This window comes from Achromobacter sp. CF-sbj1-Ac2-l (assembly GCF_052698165.1).
On the sequence record NZ_CP199855.1, the window covers coordinates 3562707 to 3577608 of the forward strand.

13 protein-coding genes are annotated in these 14902 nt (G+C 64.7%); 9 read left to right on the plus strand and 4 right to left on the minus strand.

Features of this window, described 5'->3' with window-relative positions; all coding sequences use genetic code 11:
• Positions 1-22: 22 nt before the first annotated feature.
• Positions 23-1159 (minus strand): hypothetical protein, encoded by a 1137-nt coding sequence (locus ACUDCK_RS16185; RefSeq protein WP_244976831.1) that lies wholly within the window; start codon positions 1157-1159, stop codon positions 23-25.
• A gap of 233 nt (positions 1160-1392) precedes the next feature.
• Here ACUDCK_RS16185 and ACUDCK_RS16190 point away from each other — a divergent pair, with 233 nt between their 5' ends.
• The 5 genes from ACUDCK_RS16190 to ACUDCK_RS16210 all read left to right on the plus strand — a co-directional run bounded on the left by ACUDCK_RS16190 (position 1393) and on the right by ACUDCK_RS16210 (position 6646).
• Positions 1393-2166 carry a hypothetical protein gene (locus ACUDCK_RS16190; RefSeq protein WP_175166861.1) on the plus strand — a complete coding sequence of 258 codons (774 nt, stop codon included), beginning with the start codon at positions 1393-1395 and terminating at the stop codon, positions 2164-2166.
• A gap of 326 nt (positions 2167-2492) precedes the next feature.
• A complete protein-coding gene (locus ACUDCK_RS16195) occupies positions 2493-3332 on the plus strand; it encodes an AraC family transcriptional regulator (protein WP_175166860.1) in 840 nt (279 codons plus the stop codon).
• Between the two features lie 156 nt (positions 3333-3488).
• Positions 3489-5747 carry a TonB-dependent siderophore receptor gene (locus ACUDCK_RS16200; RefSeq protein WP_175166859.1) on the plus strand — a complete coding sequence of 753 codons (2259 nt, stop codon included), beginning with the start codon at positions 3489-3491 and terminating at the stop codon, positions 5745-5747.
• Between the two features lie 94 nt (positions 5748-5841).
• On the plus strand, positions 5842-6255 hold the full coding sequence (locus ACUDCK_RS16205; RefSeq protein WP_238909921.1) for a hypothetical protein: 414 nt from the start codon (positions 5842-5844) through the stop codon (positions 6253-6255).
• Positions 6242-6646, plus strand: a complete 405-nt coding sequence (locus ACUDCK_RS16210; RefSeq protein WP_175166858.1) for a hypothetical protein — start codon at positions 6242-6244, stop codon at positions 6644-6646. Before ACUDCK_RS16205 ends, ACUDCK_RS16210 begins: the two co-directional genes overlap by 14 nt.
• Before the next feature lie 341 nt (positions 6647-6987).
• On the opposite strand, the gene guaA is transcribed toward ACUDCK_RS16210, so the two are convergent.
• A complete protein-coding gene (gene guaA / locus ACUDCK_RS16215; protein ID WP_049073346.1) occupies positions 6988-8580 on the minus strand; it encodes a glutamine-hydrolyzing GMP synthase in 1593 nt (530 codons plus the stop codon).
• Positions 8581-8700: 120 nt separating this feature from the next.
• Entirely contained in the window at positions 8701-10161 is a 1461-nt protein-coding gene (gene guaB / locus ACUDCK_RS16220; protein ID WP_006387084.1) for an IMP dehydrogenase, read from the minus strand.
• A 209-nt stretch (positions 10162-10370) separates the two neighbouring features.
• Here guaB and ACUDCK_RS16225 point away from each other — a divergent pair, with 209 nt between their 5' ends.
• The 4 genes from ACUDCK_RS16225 to ACUDCK_RS16240 all read left to right on the plus strand — a co-directional run bounded on the left by ACUDCK_RS16225 (position 10371) and on the right by ACUDCK_RS16240 (position 13722).
• Positions 10371-10991, plus strand: a complete 621-nt coding sequence (locus ACUDCK_RS16225) for a DUF2239 family protein (protein ID WP_054502298.1) — start codon at positions 10371-10373, stop codon at positions 10989-10991.
• 226 nt (positions 10992-11217) lie between these two features.
• Positions 11218-11607 carry a DCC1-like thiol-disulfide oxidoreductase family protein gene (locus tag ACUDCK_RS16230; protein ID WP_006387081.1) on the plus strand — a complete coding sequence of 130 codons (390 nt, stop codon included), beginning with the start codon at positions 11218-11220 and terminating at the stop codon, positions 11605-11607.
• A 229-nt stretch (positions 11608-11836) separates the two neighbouring features.
• Positions 11837-13141: a YcxB family protein gene (locus tag ACUDCK_RS16235; protein WP_175166857.1), complete on the plus strand. Its 1305-nt coding sequence runs from the start codon at positions 11837-11839 to the stop codon at positions 13139-13141.
• Positions 13138-13722 (plus strand): hypothetical protein, encoded by a 585-nt coding sequence (locus tag ACUDCK_RS16240; RefSeq protein WP_175166856.1) that lies wholly within the window; start codon positions 13138-13140, stop codon positions 13720-13722. The genes ACUDCK_RS16235 and ACUDCK_RS16240 overlap by 4 nt, the downstream gene beginning before the upstream one ends.
• 167 nt (positions 13723-13889) lie before the next feature.
• Here the strand turns inward: ACUDCK_RS16240 and ACUDCK_RS16245 are convergent, their stop codons facing one another.
• On the minus strand, positions 13890-14780 hold the full coding sequence (locus ACUDCK_RS16245) for a LysR family transcriptional regulator (protein ID WP_054482681.1): 891 nt from the start codon (positions 14778-14780) through the stop codon (positions 13890-13892).
• Positions 14781-14902 lie beyond the last annotated feature (122 nt).

Here is a 14902-nt window from a genome sequence, read left to right on the forward strand (position 1 = left end):
AACCCGCCCCCCGCGGCTACGCTCAGGGCGCCGTGCCGATCTGCAGCAAAGTGAACTCGCGGCGCATGTACCGATTCATCACCTCGGCCAGCACCGGATTGCCGGCATCATCCGCCTTGGGCGCGGTCGCCCTCACGACCGCGGCGCACAGCTTGCCGGCCTGCACCGTCGTGCCGGTCACCTTGGCATCCTGGGCGCCAGCCATGCTCTGCTTCCAGGCGGCGCGGATCCCGTCGACGGCCTGCCTGGCCGTGGCGCAATCGGCGTAAGCCAGGGAAATCACGACCGCCGGCAGCTTATTGACCTGGGCATCGGCCAGGATCCCCGAGAAGTACGGCGGAATACCCTTGCGGTTCGCTTCGACGGCTGCCTTGAGATTCTGCTTGGCGATATCCGCATCGACACTCGTCGACAACAGCACCTTCGCGGGATCCACCGTGGCCAGGCCCATGATGGGAGAGATGACCGCGGCCTGCACGATCTGCCCCCGGTCCGCGGGCACGCCTTCCTTCAGCCCGGCAAGCGAGGCGGCCACGATTTCGCTATCGGCCACCGACGGCGTGGGTTGGGCCAGTATCTGCATCCCCTTTGCCGAAGACGCCTGGATCAGCGCCCGGTTCAACGGCAGGACAAAACTCGGCATGCCCATCATGCCGCGCCAGGGATCCTGCTGGTTGGCCTTTTGCAGATTCATCTTGCCCTCGCTGTCATTGGCGATGAGGCCCGGCGCATCGCCCTCCACCGCGGCAAAATCGATGCGCTTGAGGCTGGCGACCAGCTTCCCGACGGCCTCCTTGTTCTTCAAGCCCCAATAGCTGATGTTGGCGGGCGCGCGGCCAAATCCGGCGAAGAAGGCCACCTCATCGAACGGCACCTTCGCGTTCTCTGACCAGGACTGCAAGCCAGACCCGATGGATTCGAGCGGCCGGATCTGTCGCGCAATGCTCAGCCGCCGCATGCCGTCCGCCGAGGGCGCAGCCGGCTCCAGGCCGCGCCAGGCCTGCACATCCAGGAAAACGATCTGCATCGCGTCGGTACTGGACAGCACCACCTGCGGCATCTGCTTCAAGGCCTGCCGCAGTGTCAGGGTGCTGTCCTGGGCCGCAGCCGTGGCCGCGAACCCTGTCATCAAACACAGTGCAAGGGCCTTCATGCGCATTCGGGTTTCTCCGTTTTCTTGATCTGTTGGGGGACGCTGCGGGAGCGAAGATCGTACCGCAGGGATGGGGCGTTCTTACCCGTGACTCTTGCGATCTGTGCCGAGCCATTAGCTGATGTAAATGCCGCAGCGCATCCCCAATCTTGGAGATGCGCGCGTCGGCGGGTTTCGAATATTGTCCCCCCCGTCCACGTTCCCCATCCCGATACCGCACAACGCGCAGGACAGCCGCCATGAAAATTGCCAGTCGAATCATTGCTCTCGTCATCTGCAGCCAGGCCTCCCCATATGCCCTGGCGGCATGTGAGGCTGAACAGATTCAAGTTTATGGCCCCGAATATGCCAATGGGTTGAATAAAAATCTGCAGCGCTATCAGGAGAGCTTCCAGGCAAGCAAAAACACCAATGTAATAGACCAAGAGATAGACCTCACCCGCGATGAATTGGGGAGGATTCCCGCAGGTCCTTATAAAACCTGGCGGACTTGCCAGCTCGGCGCCCTGCAGAAAGCCAGGGATGAGATGCTGAAACAGGCGGCCGCCAGTTCGAGTCCGAATGCCAACAAGACCGCATCGGCCGGCGCCGCCGCCAATGCCTCCGCCAAGCCCAAGCCGGCAAGCCAGACGCTGGTTTACGGCCCCAACCAGAGCGAATGTCTCAAGCAAGGGCGGACGGCCGACGGCTATATCACCTACACCAACACCTGCAAGGCATCAGTGGCTGTCGGCTACTGCAATGTGTACGCCGCCAAGGGGCAGAAGGACGGCACGGTCTGCGCCTCGCACAACAGCGAGTTCTCCCGCACGAAACGGACCTACGTCACCCAGGACCTGGGGCTCGCGCCCGGCGCCACGCACCGCCTGGCATATCGCTACGACACGCAAGCCACGTTCATCGTCGCCTGCGTCGGCGGACAGCCCCTGATCGAGTCGTTCGACACGAATCAGATCAGCGTCGGCAGCAAGGCGCGCACGGCCTGCTGGCGCTTTGCGTCCAGCAAGCCGTAGGCTGCCGCACCGACATCCGTATGTGACGCCGCGCGCCCTGACGAGGCAAACGCGAGCAATGAAAAAGGCGCCAAGGCGCCTTTTTCAATTACCGTTCGCAAAGCGACACCACCTCCTCACTTATGACCGGCGTCCCGGACATCGTGGCTGGCGAGTACCCTGCCCGATCAACCGACGGCTCCCGCCGCAGCCCGTACAGCACGGCCGGGCAGCACGGTGAATCGCACCTTGGTTTTGGCGACGCTGGACGCAACTGAGCAAGATGACCATAATATTTTTCGTTCAGGCCAAAGCCTCATTTTCCAGTCGAGCCGCTACGAGACACTATGTCGCGCGTCGCAATCACCGATCTAACCGTGCCAAGGGACGTCGATAGCGTCTCGCGCCCCGTTGTCGCCTTGAGTGCCACATCGGTGAGAAAGGACTGGGAGAACGCGAGGCACCAGCATCGCAAGGCGCAACTGATCTACTCCGTGCGAGGCATCCTCAACTGCGAAATTGAAGACGGCGTCTGGATCGTGCCGCCACAGTGCGCCATCTGGATACCGGGAGATTTACCCCATGCGGCGCGCGGGGCCGGTGAAACGGAATGCTATTGCCTGTTTGTCGAGCCGGACGCCACACCGGATCTTCCCAAAGACTGTTGCACGATTTCGGTATCGCCACTTCTGCGCGAATTGCTGCTGCGGGCGGCCGGTTTTCCTGAGTTATACCCGCTGGGGGGACGGGAAGACCGGTTGATTGCCGCGTTGCTCGACGAGCTGGTGGAAGCGCCCGTCGAAGACCTGCATCTGCCCATGCCGCGCGACGCGCGCTTGCGCCGCCTGGCGCAAATGATGCTGGCCGATCCCACGGACAAGACCTCGAAAGCCGACTGGGCTATTCGCATCGGCATGAGCGAGCGAAGCATGAGCCGTCTTCTGCTGCACGAAATTGGCATGAGCTTCGGACGCTGGCGTCGGCAACTGCATGTGATCCTTGCCCTGCAACGCATGACCAAGGGCGAAAGCGTGCAAACGGTGGCTTTGGAGCTCGGGTACGAAAACGCGAGCGGGTTCGTAACGATGTTCCGCAAGGCAATGGGCAAGCCGCCGGCACGATACCTCTCGGATCGCCTGAACGGCGAAGCGGTGGCTGGCGTTCCCGGCATCACGCTTCCCGATTGAATGCCCTGACGGGATCTGGCCTAACTGAATAACAATCTGGCCCAGTTTCGCCATGTGGCCGCCCCATGCGCAGTGTTTAATTTGGCATCCAAATGCAAATGAGTCTTGTTGATGCCTACTCTCACCCCCGCTGGGAAGCCCCGTTGGCCGATGAATATGCCGAACGAACGCTTCGTCCGTTCTCGTCCGGATGGTCACTCCATGAGGGCTGCGCCCCGTAGCGCGCTCGGCTCGGCCGCCGCGGCCGTATTTTTTATTAGCGCACAGGGCGTATTTGCCGCGGAACCCGCGCCGGCCCAACCCGAGGCGCGGGAAGCATCTCAAGGGGAGATCGCTTTGCCGGCCATAACCGTAACCGGCCGCACGGATACGGCGACCACCGAAGGTACGGGCTCTTACACGACGGGCGAAACAACGGCCGCCACCCGCCTGCCGCTGTCGCTGCGGGAAACGCCGCAGGCGGTCACGGTGATCACGCGTCAGCGCATGGACGACCAGCAGTTGAATTCGGTGCAGAGCGTACTGGATAACACGACGGGCATCGCCTCCTACCAGTCCGACAGCGAACGAACGAGTTTCTATTCGCGTGGTTTCCTGATCAACAACGTTCAGTACGACGGCATCCCCACCGTCGTCGGCAACACCGTCAACGGGAGCGGAATCGGTTCCATCGATACCGCATTCTATGATCGCGTCGAGGTCGTGCGCGGCGGGTCCGGCTTGTTGACCGGCACCGGCAACCCGTCGGCCGCCATCAATCTGGTGCGCAAGCGACCGACCCGTGATTTCTCGGCCGCCGCTTCGCTTGGCGCGGGGAGCTGGGACACCTACCGGGGCATGGGCGACATCTCGACGCCGCTGACCGAGGACGGCCGCATCCGCGCCCGCCTCGTCGGCACTTACCAAGATGGGCACTCGTATCTTGACGGCTACAGACCGGAAAGGAAGTCGTTCTACGGCATCATCGAGGCAGACCTGACCCCGGACACGACGGTGAGCCTGGGCTATGACTATCAGGACATCACGCCGAAGGGCGCCACCTGGGGTGGATTGCCACTATGGTTCAGCGACGGCACGCAGGCGGAATATTCACGCTCCAGGACTTACGCGCAGGACTGGAGCCATTGGGACAACACCCTCAAGACGGCGTTTGCCGAGGTCGAGCACCGCTTTGACAACGGCTGGAAACTGCGTGCCATCGCCAACCAGTACCGCACCGACTCCGATGCCAAACTGGCCGGCCTGGTCGGCCGCCCCGATCGCGCCACGGGACTGGGATTCTTTCCCTCCGGGGCCTATCCGGTAGCACTGGCGTCCGAAGCCCGCAGCCGTCAAAACACCTTCGACGTGATGGCGAGCGGCCCCTTCAAACTGCTCGGCCGCCAGCATGACCTGGTGGTCGGGGCGACGAGTTCGCGCCGCACGGCCAGCCAGGAGGACATCGCGCCGTTCTATCCGGGTTTTACGCCGGTCAACATCTATGACTTGACTCCGGCCTTGCCCCGCCCCGACTTCGAAGCCATGCCCTGGATACCGACCCGCACCCGAATCAAGCAGAGCGGTATCTACAGCGCGGCCCGCTTCTCGCTGGCCGAGCCCCTGAAACTCATCGTGGGTGGCCGCTTCAGCAACTACGAAATCGACGATACCGCCAACGGCAGCTCGCTGCACTACAAGAAGCGCAACGAATTCACGCCGTATGCCGGCCTGATCTACGACATCAACAACACCTATTCGGCCTACGTCAGCTATACGGGCATCTTCAACCCGCAGACCGACTATCGCGACAGCAATGGCAACGTGCTCACGCCGTCAAAGGGAAAGACCAAGGAAATCGGCCTCAAGGGCGCTTACCTGGACGGGCGCCTGAATGCGTCGGTGGCCTTGTTCGAGACCCGGCTCGACAACGCGGCGCAGATCGTCGCCGGCTCCTATACGCCAGCCGGCGGCCAGGCCTACAAAGGCGCGGACGGGACGAAATCCCGAGGGATCGAGCTGGACTTGCAGGGCGAGCTGGCGCGCGGCTGGAACATCTATGCGGGTATCGCTCATTTCACGGCGCAAGACGGCGATGGCGTTCGCTTGAATTCGCAACTGCCGCGCACCACCGCGCAGCTTTTCACCACGTACCAGTTGCCGGGGGATTGGAGCAAGTTGACGCTGGGCGGAGGCATCAAATGGCAAAGCCGCTTCTACCAGGCGCCCAATACCGGCACCAGTTCGCTGGGCGGGGAACAGGGCTCCTATGCGCTGGTATCGCTGATGGGCCGTTACGACGTCACGAAGCAGACCAACGTCACCGTCAACGTCAACAACGTTCTGGACAAGAAATACGCGCTGCAAAAAGGCGATTTCGACACCGTGGGTTATGGCGCGCCACGCAATGTGATGGTCACGCTGAACTATCGGTATTGATTTGAACCCAGGCGAACGCTCCCGCCGTCGCAAACCCATCGAGAAAGCCCTTATGCCCCTCAAGCCTCCCCAGCCCCCCGCGCAAACCCTGGCCGTGAACAATCCCGACAAGGTCGCCTTGTTCTGGTTGACGACGGCCGCTGGCGCCGTGCTGTTCGTCACCTTCCAGTTGTTCTTTTACGTCAATGACTTCGTGAGAGCGCAAGGAGCAACACCGGCGATCACGTTTGAGCCCGACGTACTGTGGATGTTTCCCACGTTCTATGGTTGCTGGATCGTCGCGGTGCTCTTCGCGCTGATCGGAACCCGTAAGACCCAGTGGGTTGCGCTGGTCCTGGGCAGCCTGCTTGTCGTTCTGAATACCCTCGGGGGAATCGCCGACGGGTTGCGCGACGGTTGGCACGTGGCCTTTTCGGCTGTGTTCTTCATTACGCTGCCCGGCGTGTTCGCTATCGCGGCCACCTGGCGTCGCATCAAAAACAAGGAAAACGGCCATGCCGATGAATAGCTCTGACTTCCCCTTGGTCTGGATGAATCTTGCGCAGGAACCCGGACACGATCACCAGAAGGACTTCGACGCGTTCGAAGCCAATTTGCGGCGCGACGAGCCCTTCGTCATCTTGAGCGATACCGCGCCGCCCGCGGAGGAACACCAGCACTCGCCGGAAGAGAAGAAACGCCTCGCGCTCTGGATGAAAAAGCACAAGGCCCAATTGCGAAAGCAGGTTCTGGCCATGATTCAGATCGAACCCAACCAGGCCAAACGCCTGGGTTACAAGGCATTCGCCGTCCTTTTCGCCAAGTTCTGGGGCTACCCGCTGCTTCTGGCGGCTTCGCGTGAGGAGGCTGTGGAGATGGCTAGAGCATTGCTCTCGAAGGATGGGGGGTCACCCGGTTGATGGCCTACGCAGTGTCCGAGCGCTGATGCAACCGTATCGCTGCGCATTGTCGCGGCGCGATGCGGGCCTGACTGTTGATGGGCTGTGATCAATAAACGCTTTATCGCCAGAAAGGCGCGTCTTTTGCCAGTGCGAAAGATGGAGTAGCGACGCTTTCGAGCGCATTGCCATCCGGCTCCAATCTCACATTGTCTAGCCAGGAGCCGAAGCCCCCCCACTACGCCACACCCACTTCGATCAAGCGCTCGACAGTGACTCCGCCTGCTTCAGCAGCAGTCCCCAACCAATGAAAAAGGCGCCGAAGCGCCTTTTTCATTTACCGTTCGCGAAGCGAAGCGGAATCACTCCCACTCAATCGTCGCAGGCGGCTTGCTCGACACGTCATACACCACCCGATTGATCCCCCGCACCTCATTAATAATCCGCGAGGAAATCCGAGCCAGCAACGGATGCGGCAACGGCGCCCAATCCGCCGTCATGAAGTCAAACGTCTGCACGGCCCGCAGCGCCACGACATATTCGTAGGTGCGACCGTCCCCCATCACCCCCACCGACTTCACCGGCAGGAACACGGCGAACGCCTGCGAGGTCAGTTCATACCAGGTCAGGCCACTGGCCTCGTCCTTGGTATTGCGCAGCTCTTCGATGAAGATCGCATCGGCGCGACGCAGCAGCTCGGCGTATTCATGCTTGACTTCGCCCAGAATGCGCACGCCCAGGCCCGGGCCCGGGAACGGATGGCGGTAGACCATCTGCGGCGGCAGGCCCAGGGCCACGCCCAGTTCGCGGACTTCGTCCTTGAACAGTTCGCGCAGGGGTTCCAGCAGCTTCAGGTTCAGCGTATCCGGCAGGCCGCCGACGTTGTGGTGCGACTTGATCGAGGTGGCCTTGCCGGTCTTGGCGCCGGCCGATTCGATGACGTCGGGGTAGATGGTGCCCTGGGCCAGCCACTTGGCGCTCTTCTGCTTGCCGGCCTGTTCCTGGAACACTTCGACGAACTCGCGGCCGATGATCTTGCGCTTGGCTTCGGGGTCGGCCACGCCGGACAGCTTGCCCATGAACTGGGCGGTGGCGTCGACGTGGATGATCTTGACGCCCATGTTCTCGGCGAAGGTCTGCATGACCTGCTTGCCTTCGTCCAGGCGCAACAGGCCGTGGTCGACGAACACGCAGGTCAGTTGGTCGCCGATGGCCTTGTGGATCAGGGCCGCGGCCACCGACGAGTCGACGCCGCCGGACAGGCCGAGGATGACTTCGTCTTCACCGACCTGCTCGCGGATGCGGGCGACGGCTTCGGCGACGTAGTCGGGCATGTTCCAGTCGCCCTGGCATTCGCAGATCTCGTTGACGAAGCGGGCCAGCATGGCCTTGCCTTGCACGGTGTGCGTGACTTCGGGGTGGAACTGCACGGCGTAGAAGCGGCGATCTTCGTCGGCCATGCCGGCGATGGGGCAGGACGGAGTGGAGGCCATCAGCTTGAAGCCCGGCGGCAGCTCGGTGACCTTGTCACCGTGGCTCATCCAGACCTTGAGCATGCCGTGGCCTTCGTCCGTGGTGAAGTCTTCCAGGCCTTCCAGCAGCTTGGTGTGGCCGTGGGCGCGGACTTCGGCGTAGCCGAATTCGCGGTGGTCGGAGAAGCTGACCACGCCGCCCAGTTGTTGCGCCATGGACTGCATGCCATAACAGATGCCCAGCACGGGCACGCCCAGCTCGAACACGGCGTGCGGCACGCGCATGGAGCCTTCTTCGTAGGCCGATGCGTGGCTGCCCGACAGGATGATGCCCTTCAGGCCCTGCGCCATCTGGTCGCGGATGAAGGCATCGTCGACGTCGCCCGGGTGCACTTCGGAGTAGACGCCGGCTTCGCGCACGCGGCGGGCGATCAGTTGGGTGACTTGCGAACCGTAGTCGAGAATGAGGATGCGCTGGTGCATGGAGACTCTACCGGTAAGGAATGAAATCGCTGTAAATAAAACCGCACCGGCAGACCCGCTGACTGATTTTGCGGTTCTGCCGGTGCGTGATGCATGACATTGTAGTTGACTGTACGGGGATCAGTCGGCGCGGTAGTTGGGCGCTTCCTTGGTGATCTGTACGTCGTGCACGTGGGATTCGCGGACACCGGCGGAGGTGATTTCCACGAATTCGGCCTTGGTGCGCATGTCGTCGATGGTGGCGGCGCCGCAGTAGCCCATGGAGGCGCGGATGCCGCCGACCAGTTGGTAGATGATGGCCAGCACGCTGCCCTTGTAGGGGACGCGGCCTTCGATGCCTTCGGGGACCAGCTTGTCGGCGTTGTTGGCCGGGTCCTGGAAGTAGCGGTCGGCCGAGCCTTCCGTCATGGCGCCCAGGCTGCCCATGCCGCGGTACGACTTGTACGAACGGCCCTGGAACAGCACCACTTCGCCCGGCGCTTCTTCGGTGCCGGCGAACATGCCGCCCATCATGCAGGAGAACGCGCCGGCGGCCAGGGCCTTGGCGACGTCGCCCGAGTAGCGGATGCCGCCGTCGGCGATCAGCGGCACGCCCGTGCCTTCCAGCGCCTTGGCGACTTCGGAGATCGCGTGGATCTGCGGCACGCCGACGCCCGCGACGATGCGGGTGGTGCAGATCGAGCCGGGGCCGATGCCGACCTTGACGCCGTCGGCGCCATGTTCCACCAGGGCGCGCGCGGCGGCGGCGGTGGCGATGTTGCCGCCGATGACTTCGACCTTGGGGTAGTTCTGCTTGACCCAGCGCACGCCTTCCAGCACGCCCTTGGAGTGGCCGTGGGCGGTGTCGACGATCAGCACGTCGACGCCGGCGGCGACCAGCTTTTCAACGCGCTCTTCGGTGTTGCCACCGACGCCGACCGCGGCGCCGACGCGCAACTGGCCCTGGGCGTCCTTGCTGGCCAGCGGGTGCTCGGTGTTCTTGACGATGTCCTTGACGGTAGCCAGGCCGCGCAGCTCGAAACCGTCGTTGACGATGAGCACGCGTTCCAGGCGATGCTTGTGCATCAGGGCCTGCGCTTCATCGAGCGTGGCGCCTTCCTTCATGGTGACCAGGCGTTCCTGCGGCGTCATGATGTTGCGCAGGGGCTGGTCCAGGTTCTCTTCGAAGCGCAGGTCGCGGTTGGTGACGATGCCGACCAGCTTGCGCCCTTCCACCACCGGCAGGCCCGAGATGCCATGCTGGCGCTGCAACGCAATGGCGTCGCGCACTTTCATCTGGGGGGTGACGGTGACCGGATCGATCACGATGCCGAATTCGTGGCGCTTGACGCGGGCGACTTCACGGGCCTGGGCGTCGGCGGACAGATTCTTGTGGATGATCCCGATGCCACCTTCCTGGGCCATGGCGATCGCCAGGCGGGATTCGGTGACCGTGTCCATGGCGGCGGACACAAGGGGGATGTTCAGGGAGATGTTGCGGGTGAGGCGCGTGGCCAGGGAGGTGTCGCGCGGCAACACCTCGGAATACGCAGGCACCAACAACACATCGTCGAAGGTGAGCGCTTTTTGAACGAGACGCATGGGTAACTCCGGGCGCAAAGCAAGATTATACGCCGCTGACGTGTTTTGACTAGGTGTTGACCCTAGGTCGGGACGGAATTTTTGCGACTTTTTTCAATAGGCGTTGCGACATTGCACCATTTTTACCCGGATTATATTGACAAGCGCTTTGGCAAGCCGCACAATGCCAGACATTAAATTTATCCGGGTAAATAAAACCCCTGTACGCCATGACCCAACCTCTCCTTCCCCATACCGCTTTCGAAGGCCACCGCCTGTTGGCGCGTGGCGCGCTCGCCGAGGTCGCCCTGGCCGTCAAGCAGGCCCAGGACGGTCACGCCAACCGTCATGGCGACGGCGCGATTCTGGTGTTCGACGACCACACCGGCAAGCAGGTCGACCTGGACCTGCGCGGCGCTGACGCCGACATCCGCGCGCGCTATCAGGCGCCGGCCGATGCCGCCCCCGCGCCCGCCGAGGAAGCGGACCACGCCGACGCCGCCCCGCGCGGGCGCGGACGGCCCAAGCTGGGCGTGGTGCCGCGCGAGGTGACGCTGCTGCCGCGCCACTGGGACTGGCTGGCGGCGCAGCCGGGCGGCGCGTCGGTGGCGCTGCGCAAACTGGTGGAACAGGCGCGCCGCGACAACGAGGCGCGCGACCAGCAGCGGCAACGACAGGAAGCGGCGTACCACTTCATGTCGAGCATGGGCGGCAACCTGCCGGGCTTCGAGGAGGCCACGCGGGCGCTGTATGCCGATGATCGCGCGGGTTTCACGCGGCAGGTGGCCGCATGGCCGGCGGACGTGCGCGATTACGCCATGGCGCTGGCGTGGGCGGATGAGCAGGCCTGAGCGGCAGACCGCGTATCGCCGCGCGCGATCCCAGTGGCCTGTTCCTGCGCCTTATCCCAACGCACACACCTGCGCCACACACCTGCGCCCCATGCCTCCCCACAACGACTGCGGGCCGTCGCTGCGCCGCATGGCTGCGCGCGCGTCATGCGCCGCTTCCAATCGTGCGTCGACGGCATCCCGGCACCCCAAGCAAGCGACGCCCGCCGCTGGTAAGCTGTACGTCATGGATACGGATACCGCGCCCCGCAACTTCCTGCTGTACGACGGCGACTGCCCGTTCTGCACCAACTACGTGCGGATGGTGCAGTTGCGCAAGGCCGTCGGCCCGGTCGAATTGCTCGACATGCGCCAGCATCCCGAACTGGTGGCGTATTTCCGCGACCGTGGCTATGACCTGAACGACGGCATGCTGCTGCGGCTGGAGGGGCACATCTACTGGGGCGCCGATTGCATCAACCGGCTGGCGCTGCTCAGTTCCGACAGCGACCTGTTCAACCAGATCAATGCGGCCATCTTCCGCCGCCCGTGCCTGTCGGCGGCGCTGTATCCCTTCATGAGCCGTGGCCGCGCGCTGACGCTGGCGCTGCTGGGCAAGAAGAAGATGCCGGCCTGACAGCGGCGGCGCGCGGTTGGTCGCGCGCCTTGCCTCGCGTTGCCTTGCCTCGCCGCGTCTTGCCTCACCGCGCCCTGTCTCATCGCGCCCCTGCCTCATCGCGCCCTGCCTCTCCCCACCGCGCCTCTCCCCGCCGCACCTCTCCCCGTCCCGCCTAGCCTGGTTCCGTCTCGGCTCGTCTCGCCCCTCAGCAATGCTAAATTGCGGGTCACCCCCTGACGGAGACCCCATGCCCGAGCCGAGCACCGCTGCCGACGGCACGCTGACGCCGCCCGTTGCGCCCCCGAACGACGCGCCCGGCGCGATGCCGGCCGACGGCTTCTCGCTGACCGCGCCGATCACGCTGCAGGACCGCATCGCGGCCGCGCTGTTCAGCTACGCGGACATGTTCGGGGCCGCCCGGCGGCGCGCGCTGTACTTCCTGGCGTGGGTGGTGCTGGCGCTGTTGGGAATGCTGGGGTTCTCTTCCTGGCGGGATAGCGGCGAGCGGGGCTTCGGCCCGTTCCTCTCGCGCTTCTTTCACGACCTGTTCGGCCTGGACGGCGTGCCCATCCTGGTTGTGGCCATCCCGGTGCTGATCTACTACTTCCGCCATCCGGCGATCGTGCGCGGGCGCCTGGCGCGCTGGTGCCGCGACGAAGGGCTCGACCAGACCATCCACCCGCTCTATTACTTTCAGCCTGGCGGGCTTACCGTCACCCTGCCGGGACGCAAGACGGCCATGGCGTGCTCGCGCATCCAGGGGCTTGCCGAGGCGCCAGGCCACCTGTTCATCCAGTTGCGCAACATCGAGGACGTGTACGCCCTGCCGCGACAGGCGCTATCCGACGAGCAGGTGGCGCGCATCAAGGCGTGGGCCGCATCCTGCCACGCCGGCGCTCCGGACGCGACGCAGCACCCGCCGCAAGCGCGGCAGGCGCCCGAGGCCGCGGCGCCGCTGCTGACGACGCGCTTCCTGCTGAACCAGGAAGACCGGGCCGCCGCGATTTCGTGGCAGATCGAACGTCCCGGCATGCGGCGGCGCCGCCGGCGCGGTTTCCTGCTGGCCTTCGCGCTGACCGCCCTGCTGGTGCCGCTGATATTCGTGCTGCTGTGGCTGCTGGACCCCGAGCGGGTGCCGCTGCGCTATGCCTGGCCGCTGTTCGGCGAGATGTTCACGGACAGTTTCTGGAAGATCACGCTGGGGTTCTGGGCCATCCTGGCCGTCATCATCCTGCTGCATCCCTGGTCCCGGCGCCGCCACGCGTACAAGCTGGCCGGGCAGATGCACCGGCGCATGCCGGCCGAGGAACACGAGGCGCGGCTGTATGACGACCGGCTCGAAGTCCGGCAGGACGGGTGGATCAACAGCTTCGCGACGGCCGGCTTCGACCGGGTCGAGCGGCAAGGCGACCACCTGATCCTGATGCGGCGGGAGGGCGAACCGCTGATCCTGCCCCGACGCGCGCTGGACGCGGAGCAGTTGGCGCTGTTCGAACGCATTCTCACGGGCGGCGCGGGCGGCGACCATCGCCAGCGCGGGGGTACGCCATGAGCGGGCCGGCCTTGATCCGCCTGGCGGCCCTGTGCGCGGCGCTTGGCGCGCTGGCGCCCGCCGCGTCCGCCGAGACCCTCGATCTGCCGCATGGCCTGTCGGTGCAATTGCCAGATGGCTGGGTGGTGGACGGCTCGCCACAAGGCGAAGTCTCGCGCAGCGGCATGCGGCGCGTGCAACTGGTCTGCGAAAGCGAGGCCTGCGAACAGACGCAGGAAACCTGCACCCTGCTGATGCAGGCCAAGCCGCTCGAAGGCGACGACGATGACGCCCGCTTGCAAGCGCTTTATGCCTCGCCGCTCAAGCGCTATTTCCGGTTGCGGGCGGTGCTGCGCGCGACCAGTCCCGACGCCGATATCCGCCAACCGCTGGAGCGGGTGCGGATCGGCGATCGGGATTGGTACCGGGTCGAGACCGATGCGCGGCACCAGTACCGGTCGGGCGTGTTCGCCGAGACGGTGGTCGACGGCCTGTACGTCGGCGCGATCTGCAAGTCGTGCGAGACCGGCGAACAGCGCCACCGGGACGGACTGCGGATCATCGAGAGCCTGAAGTCGGATGCGAACGCCGTGTCGCGTTGAACGCCGCGAACGCCATGCAATGCCCTGGCCGGTTGCGTTGAACGCCACGGACGCCTGCGCAATGCCCTGCCCATCGCGTTGAACGCCACGGGCGCCTGCGCAATGCCCTTCCCATCGCGTTGAACGGCGACGACACGCGCCTGGCGCGCCCCCGGCTGTCGCCCCCGTCAGGGCGCGGGGGGCAGCACCTCGGCCACCTGCCGCAGGAACGCGGCCAACGCCGGGTTGTCGTGCTGCGCATGCCAGGCCAGGTACATATCGGCATACAGGTCGCGCTGGCCCAGCGACCGGAACTCCACCCCCTCCAGGCGCAGCTCGCGCGCCGAATCGGGCACGATGCCCACGCCCAGTCCGGCCCGCACCAGCGCCAGCAAGGTATGCGTCTGGCTGGCGCGCTGCACGTAGTCGGGCTGCACGTCGGCCAGGCCGAATGCGCCGACGATGCGGTCATAGAAGTATTTGCCTTCGCGCGGCGAATACAGCACGAAGGGCTGGCCCTGCAGCAGCCGCAGCGGCACCACCTCCTGTTCGCACAGCGGTGAATCCGCCGGCAGCGCCAGCACCAGCGGCTCGCGCTCGATCAGGCGGGCCTCGATGCCGGCCTGCTGCGGCACGCTACGCGCCAGGATCGCGTCCAGCTCCCGCGCCAGCAGCAGGCGCGACAGGTCGGTGCTGACGGTTTCGCGCAACTGGATCTCCACGCCCGGCAGCCGCTTGCGGGCCCGCATGATGAGCGATGGCATCAGGCGGTACGAGGCCACCGCCGTGAAGCCCAGCGTGATGTGGCCGGCGTCGCCGCCGGCGGTGCGGCGGGCGCTGGCGGTGGCGCGGGCCGAGTACTCCAGCAGGTGGCGCGCGTCGCGCAGGAAGCGGCGGCCAGCGGCGCTCAGTTCGACCTGGCGGCTGCTGCGCTCGAACAGCGTCACACCCAGATCCTGCTCCAGCAACTGGATCTGGCGCGACAGCGGCGGCTGCGTCATGCACAGGCGCTGGGCGGCGCGGCCGAAGTGCAGTTCCTCGGCCACGGCGATGAAGCATTCGAGCTGGCGGAATTCCATCGATTCAATCCTTGAATTGATCAATGCTATTTATAGCTCGAATAGTCATCCATCGGCCGGCGTTCCTATACTCGGCCACAGCACCGGGGCGCGTTTTTCCGCCCCGCGAAAGGAGTGCCATC

Excerpts from the sequence above, each read along its gene's own strand:
- ACUDCK_RS16185 (WP_244976831.1), bottom strand. The coding sequence starts at position 1,159 with ATGCGCATGAAGGCCCTTGCACTGTGTTTGATGACAGGGTTCGCGGCC.
- guaA (WP_049073346.1), bottom strand. The coding sequence starts at position 8,580 with ATGCACCAGCGCATCCTCATTCTCGACTACGGTTCGCAAGTCACCCAA.
- ACUDCK_RS16230 (WP_006387081.1), top strand. The coding sequence starts at position 11,218 with ATGGATACGGATACCGCGCCCCGCAACTTCCTGCTGTACGACGGCGAC.
- ACUDCK_RS16245 (WP_054482681.1), bottom strand. The coding sequence starts at position 14,780 with ATGGAATTCCGCCAGCTCGAATGCTTCATCGCCGTGGCCGAGGAACTG.
- ACUDCK_RS16240 (WP_175166856.1), top strand. The coding sequence starts at position 13,138 with ATGAGCGGGCCGGCCTTGATCCGCCTGGCGGCCCTGTGCGCGGCGCTT.
- ACUDCK_RS16200 (WP_175166859.1), top strand. The coding sequence starts at position 3,489 with ATGCCGAACGAACGCTTCGTCCGTTCTCGTCCGGATGGTCACTCCATG.
- ACUDCK_RS16195 (WP_175166860.1), top strand. The coding sequence starts at position 2,493 with ATGTCGCGCGTCGCAATCACCGATCTAACCGTGCCAAGGGACGTCGAT.
- ACUDCK_RS16190 (WP_175166861.1), top strand. The coding sequence starts at position 1,393 with ATGAAAATTGCCAGTCGAATCATTGCTCTCGTCATCTGCAGCCAGGCC.
- ACUDCK_RS16235 (WP_175166857.1), top strand. The coding sequence starts at position 11,837 with ATGCCCGAGCCGAGCACCGCTGCCGACGGCACGCTGACGCCGCCCGTT.
- guaB (WP_006387084.1), bottom strand. The coding sequence starts at position 10,161 with ATGCGTCTCGTTCAAAAAGCGCTCACCTTCGACGATGTGTTGTTGGTG.
- ACUDCK_RS16210 (WP_175166858.1), top strand. The coding sequence starts at position 6,242 with ATGCCGATGAATAGCTCTGACTTCCCCTTGGTCTGGATGAATCTTGCG.
- ACUDCK_RS16225 (WP_054502298.1), top strand. The coding sequence starts at position 10,371 with ATGACCCAACCTCTCCTTCCCCATACCGCTTTCGAAGGCCACCGCCTG.